Annotated in this window: 15 protein-coding genes and 1 pseudogene; 10 read left to right on the forward strand and 6 right to left on the reverse strand. The window is 64.3% G+C overall.

What is annotated here, in order from left to right:
- Positions 1–3: 3 nt before the first annotated feature.
- Together E6B08_RS16195 and E6B08_RS16200 are read right to left on the reverse strand one after the other, a co-directional pair.
- On the reverse strand, positions 4–1203 hold the full coding sequence (locus E6B08_RS16195) for an MFS transporter (RefSeq protein WP_136914972.1): 1200 nt from the start codon (positions 1201–1203) through the stop codon (positions 4–6).
- 111 nt (positions 1204–1314) lie between these two features.
- Entirely contained in the window at positions 1315–2214 is a 900-nt protein-coding gene (locus tag E6B08_RS16200) for a LysR family transcriptional regulator (protein ID WP_136914973.1), read from the reverse strand.
- Between the two features lie 116 nt (positions 2215–2330).
- Between E6B08_RS16200 and E6B08_RS16205 the strand changes: the two genes are divergently transcribed.
- From E6B08_RS16205 to E6B08_RS16235, 7 genes and pseudogenes are all read left to right on the forward strand, one after another.
- Positions 2331–2684 (forward strand): cupin domain-containing protein, encoded by a 354-nt coding sequence (locus tag E6B08_RS16205; protein WP_136914974.1) that lies wholly within the window; start codon positions 2331–2333, stop codon positions 2682–2684.
- Between the two features lie 85 nt (positions 2685–2769).
- Positions 2770–4973 (forward strand): annotated as a pseudogene (locus E6B08_RS16210) (TonB-dependent receptor).
- A gap of 241 nt (positions 4974–5214) precedes the next feature.
- Positions 5215–7632: a glucose/quinate/shikimate family membrane-bound PQQ-dependent dehydrogenase gene (locus E6B08_RS16215; protein WP_136914975.1), complete on the forward strand. Its 2418-nt coding sequence runs from the start codon at positions 5215–5217 to the stop codon at positions 7630–7632.
- 112 nt (positions 7633–7744) lie between these two features.
- Positions 7745–9013: a carbohydrate porin gene (locus tag E6B08_RS16220; protein WP_136914976.1), complete on the forward strand. Its 1269-nt coding sequence runs from the start codon at positions 7745–7747 to the stop codon at positions 9011–9013.
- 152 nt (positions 9014–9165) lie between these two features.
- Positions 9166–10668, forward strand: coding sequence for an amino acid permease (locus E6B08_RS16225; protein WP_136914977.1), 1503 nt, complete (start codon positions 9166–9168; stop codon positions 10666–10668).
- Between the two features lie 190 nt (positions 10669–10858).
- Positions 10859–11245 carry a VOC family protein gene (locus E6B08_RS16230; RefSeq protein WP_136914978.1) on the forward strand — a complete coding sequence of 129 codons (387 nt, stop codon included), beginning with the start codon at positions 10859–10861 and terminating at the stop codon, positions 11243–11245.
- Between the two features lie 77 nt (positions 11246–11322).
- Entirely contained in the window at positions 11323–11889 is a 567-nt protein-coding gene (locus tag E6B08_RS16235) for a hypothetical protein (RefSeq protein ID WP_136914979.1), read from the forward strand.
- Positions 11890–11937: 48 nt separating this feature from the next.
- On the opposite strand, the gene E6B08_RS16240 is transcribed toward E6B08_RS16235, so the two are convergent.
- The 3 genes from E6B08_RS16240 to E6B08_RS16250 form a co-directional block, all read right to left on the reverse strand.
- The gene (locus E6B08_RS16240) at positions 11938–13617 is read right to left on the reverse strand and encodes an MFS transporter (RefSeq protein WP_136914980.1); all 1680 of its coding nucleotides are present in this window, start codon (positions 13615–13617) and stop codon (positions 11938–11940) included.
- Positions 13618–13826: 209 nt separating this feature from the next.
- Positions 13827–14615 carry an alpha/beta fold hydrolase gene (locus tag E6B08_RS16245; RefSeq protein ID WP_136914981.1) on the reverse strand — a complete coding sequence of 263 codons (789 nt, stop codon included), beginning with the start codon at positions 14613–14615 and terminating at the stop codon, positions 13827–13829.
- A 68-nt stretch (positions 14616–14683) separates the two neighbouring features.
- The gene (locus E6B08_RS16250; protein WP_136914982.1) at positions 14684–15610 is read right to left on the reverse strand and encodes an alpha/beta fold hydrolase; all 927 of its coding nucleotides are present in this window, start codon (positions 15608–15610) and stop codon (positions 14684–14686) included.
- A 198-nt stretch (positions 15611–15808) separates the two neighbouring features.
- On the opposite strand from E6B08_RS16250, the gene E6B08_RS16255 reads away from it, so the two are divergent.
- The gene (locus E6B08_RS16255; RefSeq protein ID WP_136914983.1) at positions 15809–16606 is read left to right on the forward strand and encodes a dermonecrotic toxin domain-containing protein; all 798 of its coding nucleotides are present in this window, start codon (positions 15809–15811) and stop codon (positions 16604–16606) included.
- The gene (locus tag E6B08_RS16260; protein WP_416194404.1) at positions 16492–20730 is read left to right on the forward strand and encodes an NEL-type E3 ubiquitin ligase domain-containing protein; all 4239 of its coding nucleotides are present in this window, start codon (positions 16492–16494) and stop codon (positions 20728–20730) included. Before E6B08_RS16255 ends, E6B08_RS16260 begins: the two co-directional genes overlap by 115 nt.
- A 5-nt stretch (positions 20731–20735) precedes the next feature.
- Here E6B08_RS16260 and E6B08_RS16265 read toward each other — a convergent pair whose 3' ends face one another.
- The gene (locus E6B08_RS16265) at positions 20736–23240 is read right to left on the reverse strand and encodes a UvrD-helicase domain-containing protein (RefSeq protein ID WP_136914985.1); all 2505 of its coding nucleotides are present in this window, start codon (positions 23238–23240) and stop codon (positions 20736–20738) included.
- A gap of 185 nt (positions 23241–23425) precedes the next feature.
- Between E6B08_RS16265 and E6B08_RS16270 the strand changes: the two genes are divergently transcribed.
- On the forward strand, positions 23426–24124 hold the full coding sequence (locus tag E6B08_RS16270) for a pirin family protein (protein ID WP_136914986.1): 699 nt from the start codon (positions 23426–23428) through the stop codon (positions 24122–24124).
- Positions 24125–24188 lie beyond the last annotated feature (64 nt).

The following is a 24188-nucleotide window of genomic DNA, read 5'->3' on the forward strand; positions in this document are numbered from 1 at the left end:
CTCTCAGGCACGTCGGCCGGTTGCCAGGAATGCCAGTAACGCCAAGGCTGGCAAGCCAGCACCGACCAGCGCCACCCCATGCCAGCCATATTGCACGAACAATGCGCTGGCGACCGCCGAGCCCACGGCCCCGCCCAGGAAAATGCTGGTCATGTACACCGCATTGAGACGCCCGCGGCTGGCGGGGTCGAGTGCATAGACCTCGCGCTGGCCAATCACCATGTTCATCTGCACGGCGAAATCCAGCAAAACTCCGGTCAGGCCCAGGCCTATCACGCTGTAGCCCGGTGCGCTCAGGCCCAGCAGCAGCGCCAATGGGGCCAGGGTCAAGGCCAGCAGCGATCCGCGGCGGGCATGTCCGGCATCGGCCAGGCGCCCCGCCAGCGGGGCTGCGACGGCACCCACCGCGCCAACCAGGGCGAACACGGCGATCTGGCTCTGTGTCAGGCCATGGCTACCGGCCAGGGCCATCGGCACGGCTGTCCAATACAGGCTGAACGCGGCGAACATCAACGCCTGGTACAGCGAGCGCTGGCGCAACAGCGGATAGCGCCGCAACAGGGACACCAGCGATAGCATCAACTCGGCGTAGCTGGCCTTGTGCTCGGGCATCCGGCGCGGCAGGGTCAGTGCCAGCAACAGGATGATCCCCAGCATGATCGCCGCCGCGCCGATGAACACGGTGCGCCAGCCGAAATGGTCGGCCACCACGCTCGACAACGGTCTGGCCAGCAGGATACCCAGCAGCAGGCCGCCCATGATGTTGCCCACCACCCGCCCGCGCTGCTGCTCGGGTGCCAGGTGCGCGGCAAGCGGGATCAACATCTGTACCGCCACCGAACTGAAGCCGATCAACAGCGCATAAGCCAGGAACAACTGCCCTTGGCCATGACCGCTGGTGCCGGCCAGCAACAGGCTGACGGTGGCCAGTACGGCGGTGCAGATCATCAACCGGCGGTTTTCCAGCAGGTCAGCCAGCGGCACCAGCAGCAACAGGCCCAGGGCATAGCCAAGTTGAGTCAGGGACACGATCAGGCTGGCGTGTTGTTCGGAAAGGCCAAGGTCCGGTGCGATCAGCCCGACGATGGGCTGGGCGTAGTAGATGTTGGCGACGATCGCGCCACAGCAGAACGCCAACAGCGCTACCAAAGCTCGGCTCAGGCTGTGAGCCGATGGGCCGGCAACGGCTAGGGAAGGATTCATGCGGGGTTCCTCGAACAGGACGGATATGCTGCGCACCTTACCCAGACGCACCGCCCGATAGAATCCCATGCGGGCGCAACAGGGTTTTGCGCCAGGCGCAACGACTCGGGTTCAGCGTTGCAACAGCGCTTCGCAGAAGCCGATGAACGCCTGCACCCGACGCGAGCCGCGATGGTTGGGCAGGTACAATGCATTGATCGTGTCGCTGGCGGCGCCAGGGCTTGCCTGCCATTGGCCAAACAGGCGTTGCAGGCGGCCAGCCGCCACGTCCTCCTGCACCAGCCAGTCGGCCAACAAGGCTATGCCTCCGCCTGCAAGTGCCACTTCACGGAGCATGTCGGCATTGGCGCTGCGCAGTGGCCCTGCCACGCTCAGTTCCAGGGCCTCGCTGCCGCGGCGCAAACGCCAGGGCCGAGCCTTTTGCCCGTAGCGAAAACGCAGGCAGGCGTGATCGAGCAACTGCGTCGGATGCGCCAACGGCTCGCGTTGCGCCAGGTAGGCCGGGCTAGCCACCAGCCAGCGCTCGAAGCGACCGACCTGGCGGCACACCAGTTCGTCGCTGGGCGCGGGGTCACCCAGGCGGATGGAAAGGTCGTAGCGGCCGTCGAGCAAATCATCCAGGCGATCGCTGAGGTCGATGTCCAGCTCAAGATTTCGGTGCTGGGCCAAAAATGGCCCCAGGTGTGGAGCGATCACCCGTCGACCGAATTCGACCGGCAGGCACAAGCGCAGCACCCCGACCGGTTCCTCGCCACGGTCGGCGACACTGGCGTCGGCAGCGTCCAGGGCCTCGAAGATCTCCCGTGACCGAGCGTAGTAGCGCAGGCCCGCCTCGGTCAGGCTGACCTGGCGGGTGGAACGATTGAACAAGGTAGCGCCAAGCTCTGCTTCCAGGGCGTCGACCAGGCGGGTCACCGAGGAGGTCGCCACCGCCAGTTTGCGCGCGGCAGCGGAAAAACCCTGAGCCTCGACAGTGGCCATGAACATTTTCATCGCCAGGAGTTTGTCCATATCTGCCCCGGTATCCAAATCAGAGAACGGTCCTACAATCAGCGTGGACGGTCAAGAAGCGCGTCCTTGAAGCAGCGCGTCCATAGTGGAACACCACCTCTTCAGTGAGTTTCCCCATGACACCCACCAACCTGTTCGCCCCCATCCCCACCCGTGACCCGGCTGCCGCCGAGTGGGTCGAGACCCTGCTGCAACGCACCGACCTGCGCATCGAGCGCATCGTATCCCACGGCCAGGCAAGCCCACCCGGTTTCTGGTACGACCAACCCGAGGGCGAGTGGATCCTGCTGCTGAGCGGCAGCGCCGGCCTGCGTTTCGAACAGGCCGAGCACACCTGCCTGCTGGTCCCAGGAGATTGCCTCGACATCCCCGCCCATTGCCGCCACCGCGTGGAATGGACTGCGCAAGACACCCCGACGGTGTGGCTGGCGGTGTTCTATGGCGGCGACACGGCCAGCCCCGGCGCCTGAAAAAACCGCTCCCTGATTCCCTTTCCAATCCCTGCCTGGCGAACCAGGCAGCGGCGCAGTGCGCCCGATTTCTGGACATTTCATCATGTACTCTCTGATCACCGACTGCCGTCTCCGCCATGTATTCACCGCTTCCGCCCTCGGTCTTGGCTCCGCCTCGGCCTGCGCCGACGGCTCGCCCGAGTTCTCCGCCCCACTCGAGGTGGAGGCCACCGAAGTCAACGCACCAGCTCCAGGCCTGCGGACCGATTACTCGGCATCGCACAAGCTTCCAGCGCCCCTGTTCGATACCCCGCAAACCATCACCGTGGTACCCGCCCCGCTGATTGCCGGTCAACAGGCGCTGGGACTGCGCCAGGTGCTGGCCAACGTCTCGGGCATCACCTTCAATGCCGGCGAAGGCGGCGGCGGTTCCGGCGACAGCCTCAACATCCGCGGCTTTTCGGCCGACAGCAACCTGCGGGTCGACGGTTTGCGCGACACCGCCCAGACCACCCGCTCGGATAGCTTCAACACCGAGCAGGTGGAGGTCATCAAGGGCCCCAGTTCGGTATTCGGCGGCGCCGGCACCACCGGTGGCAGCGTCAACATCATCAGCAAGGAGCCCGAGCAGCGCGCCTTCATCCACTTGGGCACAGGCCTGGGTACCGACCATTACCAACGCCTGACCCTGGACACCAACCAGCCGCTGGAAGACATCGGCGAAAACAGCGCAATTCGCCTGAACCTGATGCAGCACAAGAACCAGGTTCCCGGCCGCGACAGCACCCGACGAGAGCGCTGGGGCGTGGCTCCCAGCCTGAGCCTGGGCCTGAGCGAGAGTACCCGCCTGACGCTCAGCGCGATGCACCAGGTCGACGACAACCTGCCTGATTACGGCGTGCCCGCGCGCGATGGCAAGCGTCTGGCAGGTGTCGAGCGCGAGGCGTACTTCGGCCTGGAGGGCCTGGATAAGGAAGAGGCCGTGCACAGCATGTTTACCCTGAAGCTGGAGCACAGCTTCAACGATGACGTACGCCTGCTGCACATGAACCGCTACAGCCGCCTCGAGCGCGATACCGTGGTCTCTGCCGCCCAGGTCGATACCCGCGGGCTGCCCGTTGGGCGCTATCGACCGGCGGGGCCGCAAGGCTACGGCCGCGAGGCCACCACCGAGCTGTGGATGAACCAGACCAGCCTGATCGGCAATGCCCGCTGGCTGGGCATGACCCACGACTGGGTCGCTGGGGTTGAGCTTTCCCGCGAAACCCTCGACCTCGAAACCTATAACCATGGCCTTGGCAAGGCCGGCTATCCCGCCAACGGCTATGCCCTCGGGAACCCACCGGGGTACTGGCCAGGCCCCTCGCACGGACGACCGAGCGCTACAACCAAAATACCCTGGATACCTACGCGCTTTATCTGTTCGACACCATCGCCCTGGACGAACGCTGGGACCTGCACCTGGGCCTGCGGCAGGACCGACTCGTCGGCAAGACCGCTGCCTATTCCCCGGAGCGTGCCCGCACCTCGGCATACAAGGCCAGCGATCGCGTGCTGAGCAGCCGCGCCGGGGTAGTCTACAAACCCACCGAGAACGGCCGCCTCTACCTCTCCTGGGGCAACTCTTTCAATCCAACGGTGGAAAGCCTCACCGGCAACGGCCGTGGCCTGGACGGCAACACCCAGGTGCTCGCACCCGAGCGCTCCGAAGCCTGGGAGCTCGGCAGCAAGTGGTCCCTGCTCGACCACACGCTGGAACTCGATGCCGCGTTGTTCCACATCGTCAAGCACAACGCCCGCGAAACGCTGGCCAGTGGCGCGACGCAGTTATCCGGCAAGCAGCGCGTGCAAGGCGTGGAGTTGGGCCTGACGGGCCGTCTGAGCCCGCAGTGGAACGTATTCGCCAACTTCACCTTCCTCGACAGCCAGACCCTCGAAGCTGCGCCAGGCAATACCAGTTCTGCGGCCAAGGGCCACGCCCTGGCCAATACCCCACCCCGCTCGCTGAACCTGTGGACCACCTATGACCTGGGCGACGCCTGGACACTGGGCTACGGCGCCCGCCATGTCAGCCAGCGCAACGTCACCTCCAGCACCAACGCCAAGCTCGATGCCTATTGGCTGCACAACGCCATGCTCAGCTACCGGGTCACCGAACAGCTTGACTTGCAACTGAACGTCAACAACCTGTTCAACAAGACCTACGTCGAGCGCGTACGCCAACGCATTGGGTCTGCCGCGCGTTCCTCGGCCATCGAATACGGCGATGCCCGCGCCGCCGTAGTGACCGCCAGCTACCACTTCTGACCGATGCGGGCCTGCCATCCGACGGCAGGCCCAACGATAGACAAAAGTCTAACGGTCACGATTCCCTGATTCGCACCGTTCATGACAAACCGTGCATTTTTAGCCGCTTGATCTAGAATTTTCAGCACATTCAGGCGAGTTCACCCCTGCGACAATCAGCCCCACAAGTTAATGTACTAACTTGTTAATTAGCTTGCTAAGGGCTTAAACTGCGCCGATTCCACCTGCTGAGATACCTGGCATGAACGAAACACCGCGCGCCTCTGGCGCCTCCACCTTCATCCTGGCCGGCCTGGGCGTGATCATCGCCCTGCTTGGCCTGCTCCTCGCCGCTGGCGGCATCAAGCTCGCCGGCCTGGGCGGCTCCTGGTACTTCCTGATCGGCGGCCTGGCCATGGCCATCGCCGGTGTGCTGATTGCCCGGCGCAAACCTGCCGGTGCCTGGCTGTACGCCGTGTTTCTGCTCGGCACTGCCATCTGGGCGGTGATCGACGCCGGCCTGGTGTTCTGGCCGTTGTTCTCACGCCTGTTCATGTTCGGCGCCATCGGCATGGTCGTGGCCCTCGTCTACCCCATGCTGGCCCGTGCCAGCGGCGGCGTTGCCGGGCGTGGCGCCTACGGCCTGGCCGGCGTGCTGGCCGTGGTGCTGGTGATCGCCGCCGGCAACATGTTCGTCGCACACCCAAGCGTCGCACCTAACGGCAAGGGCCCGGGGATGACCCCGGTCGAAGCCGGCAAGGAGCAGAAGGACTGGGCCCACTACGGCAATACCGAAGGTGGCAGCCGCTTCGCCGCGCTGGACCAGATCAACCGCGACAACGTCGACAAGCTCAAGGTGGCCTGGACCTACCACACCGGCGACGTCGCCATCAGCGACGGCAACGGTGCCGAAGACCAGCTGACCCCGCTGCAGGTCGGCAACAAGGTGTTCATCTGCACCCCGCACAACAACCTGATCGCACTCGATGCCGACACCGGCAAAGAGCTGTGGAAGAACGAGATCAACGCCCAGTCCAAGGTCTGGCAGCGCTGCCGTGGCATGGCCTACTTCGACGCCACTACCGCCATCGCCCAGCCGACCCAGCCAAACAGCTCGCCAATCACCGGCGGTAGCGTAGCGGCGGGTGCCAACTGCCAACGTCGCCTGCTGACCAACACCATCGACGGCCGCTTGATCGCTGTCGACGCGGACAACGGCGAGTTCTGCCAGGGCTTCGGCAACAACGGCCAGGTCGACCTCAAGGCCGGCCTCGGCGACGTGCCCGATTCCTACTACCAGCTGTCTTCCGCACCGTTGATGGCCGGCACTACCGTGGTGGTTGGCGGCCGTGTTGCCGACAACGTCCAGACCGACATGCCAGGCGGCGTGATTCGCGGCTTCGACGTGATCACCGGCGCCATGAAGTGGGCCTTCGACCCGGGCAACCCGGAAGACCGCGAAGCGCCAGCTGACGGCAACACCTACGTACGCAGCACCCCCAACAGCTGGGCACCGATGTCCTACGACCCGGACATGAACACCGTATTCCTGCCGATGGGCTCTTCGTCCACCGACATCTATGGTGTGGAGCGCAGCAAGCTGGACCACACCTACGGTGCCTCGGTACTGGCGCTGGACGCCACCACCGGCAACCAGAAGTGGGTGTTCCAGACCGTGCACAACGACCTGTGGGACTTCGACCTGCCGATGCAGCCGAGCCTGATCGACTTCACCAAGGACGACGGCAAGACCGTTCCTGCAGTGGTGATCGGCACCAAGGCCGGGCAGATCTACGTGCTCGACCGTGCCACTGGCAAGCCGCTGACCCAGGTCGACGAAGTGCCGGTCAAGCCGGGCAACATTCCTAACGAGCCATACTCCCCGACCCAGCCGAAATCGGTAGGCATGCCGCAGATCGGCGCGCAGACCCTGACCGAGTCGGACATGTGGGGTGCCACCCCGTACGACCAACTGCTGTGCCGTATCGACTTCAAGAAGATGCGCTACGACGGCCTGTACACCGCGCCAGGCAGCGACCTGTCGCTGAGCTTCCCCGGCTCGCTGGGCGGCATGAACTGGGGCAGCATCTCCACTGACCCGGTACACGGTTTCATCTTCGTAAACGACATGCGCCTGGGCCTGTGGATCCAGATGATCCCGTCGCAGAACAAGGGTGACGCTGCCTCCGGTGGCGAAGCGCTGAACACCGGCATGGGCGCCGTACCGCTCAAGGGCACGCCATACGCGGTGAACAAGAACCGCTTCCTGTCGGTCGCCGGCATCCCTTGCCAGGCACCGCCTTTCGGCACCCTGACCGCAGTCGACATGAAGACCCGCCAGGTGGCCTGGCAGGTTCCGGTCGGTACTGTCGAGGATACCGGCCCCCTGGGCATCCGCATGCACCTGCCGATCAAGATCGGCTTGCCGACGCTCGGCGGCACCCTGTCCACCCAAGGTGGCCTGGTGTTCATCGCGGGCACCCAGGACTTCTACCTGCGCGCCTACGACAGCAGCAACGGCAACGAAATCTGGAAGGCCCGCCTGCCCGTCGGCAGCCAGGGCGGCCCGATGACCTACGTCTCGCCGAAGACCGGCAAGCAGTACGTGGTCATCACCGCTGGTGGTGCGCGCCAGTCGACTGATCGTGGCGACTACGTGATTTCTTACGCTCTGCCGTAAGACCCCATCGCCAGCTTCGCGGGCAAGCCCGCTCCTACAGGTTTGAATCTTGACCTAGGTAGGAGCGGGCTTGTCCGCGAAGAGGCCCTGAAAAACAACACGAGACACAGCAATGCCATCCGCAATTCGCATCACCCCTACCCTGCTGCTGGCCCTGGCCAGCACCCCTGCCCTGGCCGACGGTGACATGTTCTCGCGCAGCACCATGACCGGCGACTGGGGCGGCCTGCGCCACCAGCTCGAAGATGACGGCATCAAGTTCACCGGCGACTACAGCGGCGAAACCGCCTACAACGCCCACGGCGGCCTGCACCGCTCGGCACGCTACTCGCAGAACCTCAAGCTCGGCGTGCAGTTCGACCTGTCGAAACTGTACGGCCTGGAAAACGGCGGCAAGGTCCAACTGACCATCAACGACCGCCGCGGCAACAGCGCCTCCGAAGACCTGGTAGGCAACCGCCTGCCCATTCAGGAAAACTTCGGCGGCCTCTACACCCGCCTCACCGAACTGAGCTACGAGCGCACCCTGTTCACCCCGGCGCTCAATGTAAAGCTCGGCTACATGGCCATGGGCAACGACCTGGGCGGCCTGGACAGCGGCATCCTGTGCAACTTCATGAACGCCGGTTTCTGCGGTCACCCGCTGAACATGTCCGGCGGCAGCGGCTGGACCAACTACCCCAACGCACACCTGGGCGTGCGCGTGAAATACGACCTGTCACCCGCCTGGCAGCTTCGCGTGGCCGCGTTCAACGTCGACCCCGAAAGCAATGGCAACTCCAGCCGTGCGTGGCACCTGGGGCCCAAGCACACCACCGGTACCGTGGTGCCCGTGGAGCTCGTCTACAAGCTGCAAGGCGAGCTGCCAGGTGAGTACAAGCTGGGTTATTACTACGACAGCTCCGACGTGAAGCGCATCGGCAGCGACAAGGAAGTGTCCGGACGTAGCGGCCACTACCTGCTGGTCGACCAGGCCGTGTGGAACGACGACGCCCTGCCGGGCCGCAGCCTGCACGCCTTCGGTCAATACTCGGCGTCGAGCAAGGCCGCCTCGCCGTTCACCAAGTGGTATGGCGCTGGCGTGGTGCTGTACAAGCCGTTCGAAGGTCGCCCACGCGACACCGTGGCCCTGGGCTATGGCCGAGCGGTGCCCAACCCGCGTAGCCGAGACCTGCTCGAGGACGCCGCATTCAACAACGGCGAGCAGTTCCCTGACATCGACAGTGCCGAACAGTTGATCGAACTGAGCTACGGCTACCAGGCAACCCCCTGGCTGAACCTGCGCCCGGATGTGCAATACATCATCGAGCCAGGCGCGTTCTCAGGCCAGGCGATCGACAATGCCCTGGTGGTTGGCCTGCAGGTCAAGGCCACCTTCTGATGCCCCACGGGCCGCGATGTGGCCCCAAATCGCCGGCAGGCTGGCCCTTGCAAGAACCTGTCGGCGATTGTGCCAACGATGGCAGAAAGCTCGCGCTCGGTCTTTACTCAACCCCACTTGACCTACTTGACCTGGGGGGGGAACCAAGACCGATGAGCAGCGCCACGCAAAGCAAACTCAACGTATGGTCGCTTACCGCACTGGTGGTCGGCTCGATGGTCGGTGCCGGGATCTTCTCCCTGCCGGCCACCTTCGGCCGCGCTACCGGCGGGCTCGGCGCGATCATCGCCTGGTGCATCGCGGGCGCCGGCATGCTCATGCTGGCGTTCGTTTTCCAGACCCTGGCACGGCGTCGCCCCGACCTTGATTCCGGCATCTACGCCTACGCCAACGCTGGCTTCGGCAGCTACCTGGGCTTCGCCTCGGCGTTCGGCTTCTGGGCCGGCACCTGCATCGGCAACGTGTCCTACTTCATTCTGATCAAGTCGACCTTGGGGGCGTTCTTCCCGGTGTTCGGCGATGGCAATACGGTCGCGGCCATCGCAGTCTCGTCGGTACTGCTGTGGGGCTTCCACTTCCTGGTGTTGCGGGGCGTACAGGAGGCGGCGGTGATCAACACCATCGCCACGGTGGCGAAGATGGTCCCGATCCTGGTGTTCGTCGTGGTCATCATCGCCGCCTTCGACAGCGACCTGTTCAGCCAGAACTTCTGGGGCAACGCCGCTGCAGGGCCGGCTGCCGACCTCGCACATCTGGACGACTACGGCCGGGTCGGCCACGCGGCCCTGGACATGGCGGCGCCGAGCGAATCGCTGTTCGACCAGGTGCGCAGCACCATGCTGGTCACGGTATTCGTGTTTCTCGGCATCGAAGGCGCCAGCGTGTACTCGCGTTATGCACGCAACCGCCGCGACGTCGGCATCGCCACGGTACTGGGCTTCATCGGCGTGCTGTGCCTGCTGGTGCTGATCACCCTGCTCAGCTATGGCGTGATGCTGCGCCCTGAGCTCGCCGGCCTGCGCCAGCCATCGATGGCTGGCGTGCTGGAAGCCATCGTCGGGCGCTGGGGCGCGATATTCATCAGTATCGGTCTGATCATTTCGGTGCTCGGCGCCTACCTGTCGTGGACCCTGCTCGCCGCCGAAGTGCTGTACTCAGCGGCACACGACCAGGCCATGCCAAGCTTTCTTACCCGCGAAAACGCCCACCAGGTACCCTCCTCGGCGCTGTGGCTGACCACTTTGTTCGTGCAGCTGTTCCTGCTGTTGACCTGGTTCACGGAATACGCCTTCACCCTGGCTCTGGAACTGACGAGTTCGCTGACACTGATCCCCTACCTGTTGGTGGCTGCCTATGCGCTCAAGCTGGCGGGGAGCCGGGAAACCTACGAAAGCGAACCCGGCGAGCGCGGCAAGGACCTGCTGATTGCCCTGCTCGCCACGGCTTACGCGGTGCTGATGGTCTGGGCCGGCGGGCTGAAGTACGTGTTGCTGTCAGCGCTGATCTACGGCCCAGGGACGCTGCTCTACATCAAGGCGCGGCGCGAACAGGCCCGCCAACTGTTCACAGGCTTCGAGCGTGTGGTTTTCGTCCTGGTGATACTAGGCGCAGCAATTGCCCTGTATGGCCTGGTCAGCGGTGCGATCGCGATCTGAGTCGCACTCGCCGCGCAGCTGTGCAGGGCGTCGCGCCGCCGCATCGACCTGGCTACTGGTAGATTTGCCAGTTGACAGCCCGGCCGGCAAAACGGCTCATTGAACCTGGCTGGCCCAACCCCTTCGCTGGTGGAATAGGCCAGAACGTCTTTACTTGTTAAGTAACGTCTCCAGGAAAAGGTGTGCGCCTATGAAGATCGTTGTCACCAGCATCCTCGTCGACGACCAGGCCAAGGCCCTGGCTTTCTATCACTATGTGCTCGGTTTCGAGCCCAAGCATGACATCCCCAATGGCCAGCATCGCTGGCTGACACTCACCTCCCCCAAGGATTCTGACGGCGTCGAACTGCTGCTCGAACCCGATGCCCACCCTGCGGCGAAAACCTACAAAGCGGCCTTGAAGCAAGATGGTATCCCTGCCACCTCGTTCGGGGTGCGGGATATCCAGGCGGAGTACACGCGCCTGTGCAAAGCCGGCGTGCATTTCACCAAGCCGCCGACCGATCTCGGCCCGGTCACGGTGGCCGTGTTCGACGACACTTGCGGCAATCTGATCCAGATCGCCCAGAAGCACTGAACGTCGTCTATGGCAGGTCGCAGTGGGGTTCGCTACATTTGCATCTGTTACTTGTGCGCCAACAACAAGGAAAACAGATGCGCCACGAATTCAGCGAAGTCCTCAATGACCTGGTCGATTATTTCTTGCTCGGCGACATCCAGCTGCTCGATCGCTTCAAGTACGAAAACCGCCTGCCCGATGACCTGGCGACCGAGTTCACCCATACCGACAGCGGTGACCGGGCGGTCCGCGAAGGCGTGGTGGTGCCCCTGGCCGGGGTCGACAACCTGCCTTACCACATCATCTTCACCCTGGACGGGCAGACGCCGGCCCTGCGTGAGCCGGGCAGCCGCTTGAAGCATCATCGTACAGGTTACGTACTACGTATCGAGAACCGCGCCGTCATGCTCTACACCTGGCGCATCCTTCAGCACTTCACCAACAAGACCCTCGGCGACCTGCTCGCGCGTTACCAGGTACCGGGGCGACCAATCATCGAGATCGAGAATGGCTGGTACGACGTCGAGGTACTGGCCGGGGCCGTGGTACGCGACGGGCTGTTCGAGCCGGCGTTCGAATTCGTGATGAACAAGCGCTGGAGCCGAGGCGAGGCGGATGTGGACATCGGGTATGCCTTCAGCCTGCGAGGGTACTTCGACTGATCCTTCAGCACCGACCCCTGGATAGGGCCGGTACTGAAGACACCGGCCTCACGCGTGATTGATATCCCGGTCCTTGGTCTCCGGTAGGAAGAAGATCCCCAGCACCGCCGTCATCACCGCGATCACGATTGGGTACCACAACCCGTAATAGATATCCCCGGTAGCCGCCACCATGGCAAACGCCACCGTCGGCAGGAAGCCGCCGAACCAGCCGTTACCGATGTGGTACGGCAAAGACATGGAGGTATAGCGGATGCGCGCCGGGAACAGTTCGACCAGCCACGCAGCGATGGGGCCATAGACCATGGTCACGTAGATCACCAGCACGGTCAGCAGCAACAGCACCATCGGGTAGTGGATCTTCGCCGGGTCGGCTTTCTCTGGATACCCGGCTTCCTTGAGCGCCCCACCCAGGGTGACGGTAAAGGCATCGTTCTGCACCTTGAAGTCGGCCGCCGCCAGGCTGCTGCCCTCGAAGCTCGGCAACACCCGCTCGCCGATACGGATCTGCGTCACGCTGCCAGGTTCGGCCGCCTCGTTGGTGTAGGGAATGGCCCGCTTGGCCAGCAGGCTCTTGGCGATGTCGCAAGAGCTGATGAATTTGGCCTTGCCCACCGGGTCGAACTGGAACGCGCACTGGCCGGGATCGGCCACCACCACCACGGGATTCTGCTCCTGGGCCACGAACACGTCAGGGTTACCGTACTCGGTCAGCGCCTTGAAGATCGGGAAATAGGTGAGCGCGGCAATGATGCAACCGGCCATGATGATCTTCTTGCGGCCGATGCGGTCGGACAGGCTCCCGAAGAATATGAAGAACGGCGTACCGATCAGCAACGAGCCGGCGATCAGCAGATTGGCTGTCTGTGGGTCGATCTTGAGCATCTGCAGCAGGAAGAACAGCGCGTAGAACTGCCCGGTGTACCACACTACTGCCTGGCCGGCGGTGCCGCCCAGCAGCGACATGATCACCACCTTGAGGTTGTCCCAGCGGGCGAAGGACTCGGTCAGCGGTGCCTTGGACGCCTTGCCCTCGGCTTTCATCTTCATGAACACCGGCGACTCGTTGAGCTGCATGCGGATGTACACCGAAACCGCCAGCAGCAGGATCGACAGCAGGAACGGAATGCGCCAGCCCCAGGCCTCGAAGGCCTCGGTACCCAGCGCGGTCCGGCAAGCGAGGATCACCAGCAGGGAAAGGAACAGGCCCAGGGTCGCGGTGGTCTGGATCCACGCCGTGAAGAAGCCCCGACGCCCCTTGGGCGCGTGCTCCGCGACGTAGGTGGCAGCGCCCCCGTACTCGCCACCCAATGCCAGGCCCTGGAGCAGACGCAAGGTAATGAGAATCACCGGCGCGGCCACACCGATCACCGCGTAGCTCGGTAGCAGGCCTACCACCGCGGTGGACAGGCCCATGATGACGATGGTGATGAGAAAGGTGTACTTGCGCCCGATCATGTCGCCCAGCCGGCCGAACACGATGGCGCCGAACGGCCTTACGGCGAAGCCTGCAGCAAAGGCCAGCAAAGCGAAGATGAACGAGGTGGTTTCATTGACGCCGGCGAAGAAGTGCTTGGCGATGATCGCCGCCAGCGAGCCGTACAGGTAGAAGTCGTACCATTCGAACACCGTGCCCAGGGACGAGGCGAAGATGACCTTGCGCTCCTCCTTGGTGATACCGCGTTGGGGCGCGCTACTGCCCGTGGATGCGCTGTCGAGAACCGCCATGGGGTGCCTCCGTCTTGTCGTTATGGCAGGCCGGAGCACCTCACATGTATTCCACCATCGCACCCGGGCCTCAGGGCTTGCATCGGGTCACGCAGGTACGGCGAACCGCGCCTCGGATCACGGCAAGGTATCTGAAGCATAATCGGCTTTGGCGGGATATCCACTGGCCAGCATCCACCGCCCGGACGGCCGTTTCGAAGCGGTACGGATCAGCCCAGGAACCGCAGCACCTCGTCCAGTACCACCGGCCCCTGCTCCCGATGCGGCACATGCCCGCACCCTGGCAACATCCGCATCACCGATGGGCCACCGGCCATGGCCACGAAGCGCTCAGGATGGGCGCTCGACCCGAACTCATCCTGTTCCCCATGCAGGCTCAGCAGGGGGCAAACCACCTCTGGCAGCACTGCATCCAGGGACCAATCGGCGAAGTCTGCGCCCAACCAGGTATCGACCCAGGCACGCAACACCCAGGCGGCCTTGTCGCCGTGGTAGCGCTGCAAGCGCTCCAGTTGCCCAGGCTCTGCAAATTGACGATCAGCAGCGCGAATGCCTTCGAGTGTGCGGTCTTCGACGAACGCCTGCGCCGACTCGGTGATCACGCCACGACACTGCCCGCTGTATGCAGCCGCGCAGCTCACCGCCATGCCACCGCCAACGCTATGACCGAAGACCACGAACTCATCGATGCCCAGTTGCTCGCGCAACGCGGCGAAGCCCTCGAGCGCCTCGGCCTCGACGAACCCGCGCCGCAGCAAGCCAAGGTGCGCATCGGACCGGCCGAAGCCCAGTCGGTCGTAGGCAATCACCTGTTGCCCTGTGGCTGCCGCCAGTTGCGCTGGGAAGTCACGCCATAGCTCTACGCATCCCAAGGAGTCGTGCAAGAGGATGATCGGCACCGCTCCCGCCTCCGCTGGCGACCATTGTTGGGCGAACAACTTGCCTTGCGGTGTTTGCACCCAGTGCGTTCGAGGTGATTGGAGGTCGAGCGATGACATGCCGGTTTTCCTTGTTATGGGCGTCGGCAGCTACCTTAGCCCAGCAGCGGAACCGCTGGCCATGCGCTTCACTCGTTTACCCGTCGCAGCAACCCGCTCCCTTCGTGTCGGGCGAGAATGCGCAGCAGTTGATCGACCAACGCGCGGTCCGGCGCTTCCAGGTGAAAGTGATGCCCGCCCGGGTGCCAGGACACCTTGGCCTGGCTGGGCAATGCGTCCTGGCGCCGAGCGAATCCGGCGTCGGCAAAGGCGCCCTGGCGCCCCAGCATCAGGTACAGCGGACAGCGGATCTGGCGCAGCAGGTCGCAAGCCTCGCGCTCGGTCAGGGGCATGGGTTCGGGCAACACGAGGCGAGGGTCGTGGCGCCAGCAGTAGCCATCGCTCAACTGCAACAGGTCACGCAGCGCCAAAAGCCGCGCTGCATCGTCGCAAAGCTCGCCATCCAGGCGTTTGCGCCGCTGTTCGAGGGCGGCTTCGAGGTCGACGAAACGGCTGCCGTGCGGCTCGCTGAAGCCTTGCGCCTGGCTGCGCTGAACCATGCGCTTGAGCCGATAGGCCCGCGCCAGATGCTGCACGCGATCGTCATCGGCCACGGTGAACGGTGCGCCCATGCCATCGAGGAAAACCATGCTGGCGATGCCGCTGGTCATCGCTGCCAGCAGTGACGCGATACCGCTCCCCATGCCATGGGCCAGGACGTGGAATTGCGCCAGGCCCAGGCTGTCGGTGACCGCCAGCATGTCCTCGGCATGCTCCCACAGGTAGTAGCCGCTGTCGTGCCGGCGGTGGTCCGAGCGGCCATGGCCGACCAGGTCGGGGGCCACCACGAAGCAGCCATCGAGCATCGGCGCCAAGCGCTCGAACGAAGCGGCGTTATCCAGCCAACCGTGCAAGGCCAACAGCGGAATGCCGTCTTCCGGGCCCCAGGTGCGCACAGCCACCTCGATGCCATTTAAATCCAGCAGATGGTCCCTGGGACCGAACCGCGAATGCATACGCTTTCTCCCTGGCTTGCGCCTGGCGCCTGCGCGTCAGGCCGGCAGGTTACAGTGGCCCAGGCAGCCGCCGAACGCTGGTCCCTCACCGACCGTCGCATGTGCAAGACCGACCCCTCTTCAGGGGCTAGCCAAGTACCACCCAGCTGCCAGGCGCAAAGGGCTTGATGGATATCTTTCTTGCAAAGGATTGCCACCATGGCCCTACCACTGCACCACGCACAGATCTCGCGCACCCTGCCCCGCTGGAGCAAGGCCCTGCACCCCGAGCATGTCGGCCCGATGTTGAGCCGCCTACGCAGCGAATTCCTGGATTCTCAGGGCCAGCCAGTCGATTGGTTCGCCCAGGCCAGCCCAGCCAGGCAACAAGCCCTGCGCGATGCGATCGCCGAGCGGGACGCTCGACGCCAGGCGTTGCACGCGGCGCTGGCGCCGCTCAAGGGCATCGTCGAGTTCTGCGAGCCCTTGCTGAGTAACCGCCTGAACAATGAGGTGTCAGTGACCGAAGCGCTGTTCGTGCATCAGCCCTTCGAGCTGAAACAGCCCACGACAGGCCCATCGCCACTGGGCCAGACACCACCTCGCGAGCGCTCCCCCGTGGTACCCAAGGGTGCGGCTCAAACCCGAACCTTGCTCGAAGCCGCGCTGCACAACTTTACCGCCGACAACGAGGTCCACCCGTTCGACCGCCTGCAACGCAGCGCCACGGACATCCAGCCGATACCCGGGCTGACGCTGGCCGGCTTCATCGACCATTGTCGACGACTCGATCTGGGCCGCGCCTACCAGCAACACCTGGCCCATGTGCTCGACGCCCCAAGGCCACGTTGCCGACCTTATGGACCGACGCCAGCCGGGCCGAACTGCGCGTGCAGGGACACATCGCGCTCATGCGCGGCAACCTCAGCGATACCGGTCTGGCCGCCATCGAGCAACTGTGCGCGGGTATCGCGGCACCTCGCTACGGCGCGCGGGCATTGCATTGTTGGCGTGTGACCCTGGAAACCATCGCCCTGCACGAGCTGCTGCTGATCGGCACCGACGACGACAGACTGCCAAGCCCGATCATCGTCTACCTGCCCAACGCAACCAACGACAGCGTGCGTGAATACGATTCACGTGCCGACGCCACCCGCGCCTTGCGCCAAGCGCTGGCCGACACCGCTTCGCGGCAGCGCCTCACTGCACTGGCACCACTGAAGCTGCAGCCCGAACTGGAACGCGCTCTGCGCAAAAAACTATTCGCCAACCCAGACAACGCAACGGGCCTGCGCCCCAAGGCGCACCTGACGATTGCCGTCACGCAATTGCCCGATCAACCCTGGGCTCAGTTGCATGCACTGCATGTGCTGCGACTCAAGAGCGATGCCAGGGCGATTGCCGTGCCGACCGCCGACGTGGATGCCAAACAGCGCCTGGCACGCTTGACCCATTGGCTGGATGCCGGGCTGACCGTGCTCAACGTCGCTGCAATGTTCATCCCCGCCCTGAACCCCTTGATGATGGCGTTGGGCGCCGCCCAGATCATGGGCAGCGTCTTCCATGGCATCGAGGCCTGGGAGCAAGGCGACAACGCCCAGGCCTTGGCCCAGGTCGAGTCGATTCTGTTCAATGTGGTGACCGTCGCCGCAGTCGCTGGGGCAGGCATGGCGCTGAAGCAGGCGGGATTCGTCGATGCGATGCGCAGCGTCTGGGACGACGGCAAGGAGAGGCTGTGGTCCCCCTCGTTCGATGGCTATCGCAGCGACACGCTCCTGAACGAGCGCGCGATACCCGATTCGCGGGGCATCTATACGCAAGGTGATCACCGCTTCATCCGTATCGAAGGCGAAGTCATCGAAACCTTGCAAGGCGCCGATGGCCATCTGCGCGCGCGCCACCCCCGCGCAGGCTATGCCGCACGCTTGAGCGACAACGGCGACGGTGCCTGGCGCTTGGTAATGGAGGCACCGCTGGACTGGAGCGATGTGCAGCTGGTGCGTCGCTTCGGGCCGCTGGCCGACGGCCTCGACGACAGCGAACTGTCCTTCGCCATGCGCAGCACCGAAACCACGGCAGATACCCTGCGTTACGCCCACATCAATCATCAGCCGCCGCCCGCGCTGCTGGCCGATAGCCTGATGCGCCTCGGTTGCGATCGCGAGGCCGATGCGATAATCGAGGCGGTGCGCCACGGCCGCTCTCTCGCAGCCTACAAACACTATGCGGTCGCTGAACTACCGCACTTGCCGGGCTGGCCAGCGGATTACGCGCTCAAGGTTTTCGCCGGCCCTGAACCCTGGGGCTTGGCGAGCCATTACTCAGCGCCAGGCTCGCATCCCCATGTGGAAATAGTCCTCACCCTGAACGACCTGGAAAGCGGCCAGCTCAGCAAAACGGTACTGGCGCAGCTCGACGAATCCGCACGGGCCTCGTTGCGTGGCGATGCCTCATCGCTGTCGGCCAGCGACCTGGACGAGCGCCTGGCGCTACGTCTGCAGGCGCGCCGCGACAGCCTGATCGGGAGCCTTTACCAGCAGCGTCAGCCGCAATTCGACAGTGCTCATGTCACCCTTGCAAGGCAGTTTCCCAGCCTGCCAGCCCGGGCAGTGCTTGAGCTTGACGCCCGAGCCACGATAGCCGAACGCTCGCGCCTGGTAGCAGGACGCGTCCCCCTGCGTCTTGCCGAGGAGGCGCGATTGTTGCAGAGCCGCGTGCGTCTGGATCGGGCGCTCGCCGGCTTGTATCGCCCTGGCCTGGCCAATGCCGACAGCAGGGCGCTGCAGCAATCCCTGTTGGCTGAACACCCCGGTGCAACGACCGAAAGCATCCTGCAGTCGGCACTCGCCGACCGTGCACATTGCGCCGCACTGATTGGCCAACAGGTGCCTCGCCCGGGGTTCAGGTCTCCCATGCGCCTGAGCGACGGCCGGATCGGATACCCGCTCAGCGGTCGCCCAAGGCTGTTCGAGCGGCTGCGTAACCTGGTCCGCAACATTCCCGACGAGCGCCTGCAAGACTTGTTCCCCAGCTTGACCGCACGCGAGCGCCGCGAACTGCTGGCGCGCTTGCGCGAACGCGGCGACGTTGGCCAGCAGATCACGGCCCTGCAACGCGAGCAGGAGGCATTGGACGCCACGTTGCAAGCCTGGGTGCAGGCTGCCGACACGGCGTATCGACCGGCCCACGCCAGATTGCGCCTGCATCTGAATCGAGCATGGCGCGCCGATCCTCCGGCGATCACCCGCCAACACCGTGCTGCCGGCGGTAACGCACTCGAACTCAATCTCGAGGGGTTACAATCCCTGCCAGCATTGCTACCCGCACGCTTCGACCACGTGGCGTCGTTGTCGCTGTATGGCGGCCCCATCCAATCCCTTCCCCCAGGCTTCCTGCAGAGCTTCCCGTTCTTGCGCTCGCTAAGGCTGGCCTTTGCCGGGCCAGGCTTCGACACGGGCTCACTGTTCCGCGCCCTGCGCAACACCCCCAGACTCCGTGAACTGATCCTCCCGTCCAACGAACTGCAAGCGCTCACCGACGAGGGCCGCCGAGCGCTCGAGCAACTGACCCAACTGCGCTCGCTGGACCTCAGCAGCAACGCCTTGAGCCTGTCCGAAGAAGACCTCGACCTATTCACCCGCCTGCCGCTGGAGCATCTGCGCCTGCGCCACAACCAGATCAGCCTGAACCAGGTGCAGGCCGAGCGTTTCGGGCAGATGACCCGACTGCAAACGCTCGACCTGTCAGCCAACCCGCAGCTAGGCGAGGTACCGAACGTGGCGGGCCTGTTGCGCCTGCATTCGCTGAACCTGAGCCAATGCGGACTGACGCAGTGGCCGGCGAGCCTGATGGAGCTGATGGCCAACCCAGGCAGCCAACTGCGCTCCGTGGCCCTCGACGAAAACAGGATCACCGACCTTCCCGATCTCGACCATCTGTTAGCCACGCCTTACTTCCAGACCATTGGCAGCGCGCAGAGGGCACTGTTGTGGCGCCTGGATTTCAACTTCAACCGCCTGCAGCCACGGCTGGCTCGGCGCTTGCGCACTGCCGGAGCCAGGGTCGAGGAAGCAGAGGGGTTCCTGCCTGCGGACCAGGCGGTGAACTGGTTGGACCACGCCAACGCGGCTCAGCAACGCACCTGGCGCGACCTGTTCGACGACGGCGATAACGCCTCGTTGCGTGACGTGGTAGAACGCCTTGGCCGGTCGGCGCAAGCTCGGGGCAACCCCCAGGCATTGAGCGATCAGGTCTGGAGAATGCTCACCCGGGCCAGCCAGGATACCCAGCTGCGCACGCGTCTTGAAGAAGTTGCAGCGCAGTTCCCTGCCTCCTGCGGCGATGCCGGAGCAGATGGTTTCAGCACCCTGGAGGTAGAGTTGCTTGCCTTCGATGAAAGCACCGACGCCGAGTTGCGCGGCCCGCACCTGTTCAATTTCTATCGTCGCCTGTTTCGTCGCGAGCAGGTCAACGTCCTCGCCAGCCGTATCTATACCGCGCGCGCGGCCCGACAAGCCGCGCACCGCGCCTGGCTGGAACTGCCAACGGAGCAGCAACCGAGAATGCCGGACCTTCCCCCGCTCGACGAGTTGGATGACCTCAGCCTGGAGGAGCTTGAACAGGCCATGGTCGACGAGATCGAGATCCGCCTGGCGCTTCGCCAGGCGCTGGCCAGCGAGCTGGAATTCCCTGAACCCAGCCAGGACATGCTTTACCGGCAAACCGCCCAGGTATCCCCGCTCGTCGAAGATAACGTGGCCGACGCGGTGCGCCTGATGGATGAAGGTGCCGCGACCCGGCGTGGCTGGATCGCCCGGCAACCGAGCTGGATGCGCTTCCTGGAACAGCGCTTCGCAGAGCGCTTCGAGGCCGTGAAAACGGATTGGAGCGATGCCCAGGAATACCTCGATTACTGTGCCGATCCCAGCAGTGAGCCCTCTGCTCGCCTTGCGCCAGATGTCGTGCGGCAACTCACGGGCTGGCTGTCCGCCTCACCGCTGGACAGTCAAGGCCGGTTGCAGCGCATCGCACTCAACTCCAGCCAATACGATGAAGCGTCACGCGCCGTGGCGGGCGCGCGTGAAGCTGCACTCGACGCCCTGTACATGAGCCTGACAGGCGAACAGGACCCCAACGGCTGACCGCCCTACTGGCCGCGCAGGTCCTCGAAGAAGGCCTGGCGGCCGTCCACCTGGCTCGATGCGCGTGGCGCACCCTGGGCATCGCCGTTGGCCGCTTCGACGTGCCAATAGCAATGGCTGACCGCACGGGTCACCGCGACGTAGGCCAGGCGCTGTACTTCCTCCTTCTGGGCCGTATCGAATGGCTGGGCATCGCCGGAGCGCCCCAGCCCGGCCAGGCGATACACCTGGTTCTTGTACGGCGAGCTGGTCAGGTACTGGCAATCGCCGAGCATGAACACCGCGTCGGCCTGCAGACCCTTGGCGCTGTGATAGGTCAGCTGGCGCAAGCGGCGTTGCTCGGCGGGGAGCATGGCCTCGGTTTGCAGAACCGATTGCAGGTGGTCGCTCATCAGCGCTTTGTCACTGCCCTTGCGGTACAGCATCATCACTGACTCGCCGCGCTGGTAGTGTTCGAGCAGTGTCTCGCCCAAGGCCGCTTCGTCGCGGTCGAACACGCGTACCGGCGCCCCAGGCAACTGCGCGGCCGGCCCGCTGGCCCGGGCTTTTTTCCCGGCGATCGCCGGCGTGCCCTTGACCAGATGCTCGGCAGCGTCGATCACCTGCTGCTGGCAACGGTAGTTGTCGACCAGCATGACCCGGGTATTGGCCGGGGACGGGAAAGCCTTGGTGAACTCCATGAAGTACTTCGGCGAGCTGCCTCGCCAGCCGTAGATCGACTGCCAATCGTCCCCCACGCACATCAGCGAGGAATGCTGGGCATTGCGCCCGGTATGCATGGCCGGGCCACGGCGGCGGATTTCCGTGAGGCTGGCACGCAGCCAGCTGACGATCTGCGGCGACACATCCTGGAACTCGTCGATCATCAGGTGCGCCAGCGGCCGGAGCAGCGGGTCAGGCAACAAGCGCAGGTTTTCCGGGTTGTTCTCGCCGAACAGGGCGAACATGCGGTTGTAGCTCATCACCGGCGGCGAGAGGCCCAGCAGGTGCGCCTCAAGCGCCTTCCAGTACAACGCCAGGGCCTCGAAGAACAGTGCGTCGCTGTCGCCGCTGGGAAAGCTCATGGCGCTGACGGCGCAATGGACATCCAGGCCGAGGTTCTCGATGAAGTTGGCGGCGCCGACGAAGGCGTCCAGCAGTGGCGCGGGCGCCAATTCACCCTTGACCTTGTACTCGAAGCCGGGCCCGGCCACTGCGTCGCCCGCGAGGGAGGCCGCCAGGCGCCGGGCCATGGCGTAGTTATCGAGCCAGATCAGCGGTTTGTCGCAGAACGCCTGCAGCAAGGTGCGCTTGACCGCCCACTCGGCACGCACCGCCAGCTTGGCACCGGGGCGCTGGTACTGGGCGCTCTCGCCCGGATCGAAGCCCAGCACCACCCAGGCATCGGTGCCCGCCAGGCGGCCATGGACGTGAAAACGGCTGCCGCGAATTTCAACGGTTTCCCGGCATGGCTCGATGCCCTTGATCGGCCAGGCGCCTGCCGCGAACCACAGGTCCTCGATCACATCGCACAGTTCTTCGTCGCGCTGGGCGGCCAGCTGAAGTACTTGCACACGCTTCTGCACATCGGGGTGATCCGGGTCCAGTGGCTTCAGTTGCAACGCTTCGCGGCGCAGGGTGGCGATGATCTCGGCAAAACGCGGATTGCCTTGCAACAGGTCGCGGTAGCAGAGGTTGAGCTGCTGGCGTTGGGCATCATTCAGGCGCAGGTCGAATGGGTTGCTTTCGCCCTCTGCCTCGCGTCCGGCCGGCAGCTCGTTACCCAGGGTTTCGAATGCCCGCATCTGGCCGAAGCCCGGCAGGCTGCGCACCAGCGGCAGGATGCGGGAATGGAATGTACGCACCAGCTCGCGGGCCTGGGCCGGCTGCAGATCGAGCTGCCACAGGGCGAACACCTGCACCAGGCGCTTGATGAAGTCCTTGCGCGACTCTCGGGTGAAGGTGACCACGGTCATCGCGTCGAGCTCGTAGCCCAGATAGTGGCGCAGCAGCAGGATACGCAGCACCAGGGAGGTCGATTTGCCCGCCCCGGCGCCGGCCACCACGCAGGTCGACGGCGTTTCGCTGAATATCAGCTTCCATTGCGCAGCGCTTGGCTGGGCTTCGGCCGGCAGTCGCTGGGCTACATCGGCCTTGAAGCGCTTTTTCAGCTCGGCCGAAAGCGGCAGGCGCCAGTCGTCGAACAGGTTGTCGTCGCACCCGGGTACAGCGGCGGTTTCAGGGCGGGTATCGCGAATCACCAGCACCTGGCGCCCGGCTTCATAGCCTTCGATCCTGCCCTGCTCCAAACCCTCGCGCATGCCATCGGTGTGACCGCTGCGCTGGCCGCTGACATGGCCGAGGAACCACGAATCGCGGTGCTGCGCCTGCAGGCGGGTCAAGCCTCGGCCCAGCAGGCGTGCCGCTAGGCGGCGGAACCAGGGCAACTGGGCAGGCGGGATCAGTTCGGCGGGGGGCTGAGGATGCTCGTGAGCCACGGTCACTCCGGTGAAAATCAAGACAGCGGGCATGTTCGCCCCATCGGCAAAAAATCGCCAGCTATTGCTTGAATATCAGTCAATTAGGTGACGAAACGAAAGCAGGCAGACAACAATAACTATCTATTTATGTGATCATTACAAGCCGATATTTACGCTTATTTTCGATCTTTTTTTAGCGCATCATTGCCTCATTCCACTGATTGAGGAGCGCGATCATGCTGCAACTGCGACCGTTCGAAAAACTCGGCCATGCCAACCACGGCTGGCTCGACGCCCATCACCACTTCTCGTTCGCCGAGTACTACGACCCGGCACGCATGCACTGGGGCAACCTGCGCGTATGGAACGATGACCTGATCGCCGCCGGCAGTGGCTTCCCACCGCACCCGCATCGCGACATGGAAATCATCACCTACGTTCGCGAAGGTGCCATTACTCATGAGGACAGCCTGGGCAACAAGGGCCGTACCGAGGCCGGTGACGTGCAGGTGATGAGTGCCGGTACCGGCATCGTGCACAGCGAGTACAACCTGGAGCAGGTCGACACGCGGATCTTCCAGATCTGGATCGTGCCTGAGCGGGTCGGCGAGGCGCCGAGCTGGGGCACCCGGCCATTCCCCAAAGGCGAACGTGGCGAAGGCTTCGTGACCCTGGCCAGTGGCCGCGCTGGCGACGAGGAGAACTTGCGCATTCGTACCGATGCGCGCCTGGTGGCGGCGACCTTGCAGGCGGGTGAAAGCGCCGAGTATCGCTTCGATGCCGGACGCCGGGGCTACCTGGTGCCGGCCAAGGGGCTGGTAGAGGTGAACGGCGTGCAGGCCAAGGCGCGTGATGGCGTGGCGATCGAGCAGGAGGAGGTGTTGCGAGTGACCGCGATCGAGGACAGCGAGATCGTGCTGGTCGACGTGGCCTGATTCAGTGGCCAAGGGGGCTGCTACGCAGCCCTATCGCGACACAAGGCCGCTCCCACAAGGTAAT

Source organism: Pseudomonas putida, from assembly GCF_005080685.1.
Taxonomy (GTDB): domain Bacteria; phylum Pseudomonadota; class Gammaproteobacteria; order Pseudomonadales; family Pseudomonadaceae; genus Aquipseudomonas; species Aquipseudomonas putida_V.

Excerpts from the sequence above, each read along its gene's own strand:
- E6B08_RS16235 (WP_136914979.1), top strand. The coding sequence starts at position 11,323 with ATGCGCCACGAATTCAGCGAAGTCCTCAATGACCTGGTCGATTATTTC.
- E6B08_RS16240 (WP_136914980.1), bottom strand. The coding sequence starts at position 13,617 with ATGGCGGTTCTCGACAGCGCATCCACGGGCAGTAGCGCGCCCCAACGC.
- E6B08_RS16265 (WP_136914985.1), bottom strand. The coding sequence starts at position 23,240 with ATGCCCGCTGTCTTGATTTTCACCGGAGTGACCGTGGCTCACGAGCAT.
- E6B08_RS16205 (WP_136914974.1), top strand. The coding sequence starts at position 2,331 with ATGACACCCACCAACCTGTTCGCCCCCATCCCCACCCGTGACCCGGCT.
- E6B08_RS16230 (WP_136914978.1), top strand. The coding sequence starts at position 10,859 with ATGAAGATCGTTGTCACCAGCATCCTCGTCGACGACCAGGCCAAGGCC.
- E6B08_RS16200 (WP_136914973.1), bottom strand. The coding sequence starts at position 2,214 with ATGGACAAACTCCTGGCGATGAAAATGTTCATGGCCACTGTCGAGGCT.
- E6B08_RS16220 (WP_136914976.1), top strand. The coding sequence starts at position 7,745 with ATGCCATCCGCAATTCGCATCACCCCTACCCTGCTGCTGGCCCTGGCC.
- E6B08_RS16250 (WP_136914982.1), bottom strand. The coding sequence starts at position 15,610 with ATGCATTCGCGGTTCGGTCCCAGGGACCATCTGCTGGATTTAAATGGC.
- E6B08_RS16195 (WP_136914972.1), bottom strand. The coding sequence starts at position 1,203 with ATGAATCCTTCCCTAGCCGTTGCCGGCCCATCGGCTCACAGCCTGAGC.
- E6B08_RS16225 (WP_136914977.1), top strand. The coding sequence starts at position 9,166 with ATGAGCAGCGCCACGCAAAGCAAACTCAACGTATGGTCGCTTACCGCA.
- E6B08_RS16245 (WP_136914981.1), bottom strand. The coding sequence starts at position 14,615 with ATGTCATCGCTCGACCTCCAATCACCTCGAACGCACTGGGTGCAAACA.
- E6B08_RS16270 (WP_136914986.1), top strand. The coding sequence starts at position 23,426 with ATGCTGCAACTGCGACCGTTCGAAAAACTCGGCCATGCCAACCACGGC.
- E6B08_RS16215 (WP_136914975.1), top strand. The coding sequence starts at position 5,215 with ATGAACGAAACACCGCGCGCCTCTGGCGCCTCCACCTTCATCCTGGCC.
- E6B08_RS16255 (WP_136914983.1), top strand. The coding sequence starts at position 15,809 with ATGGCCCTACCACTGCACCACGCACAGATCTCGCGCACCCTGCCCCGC.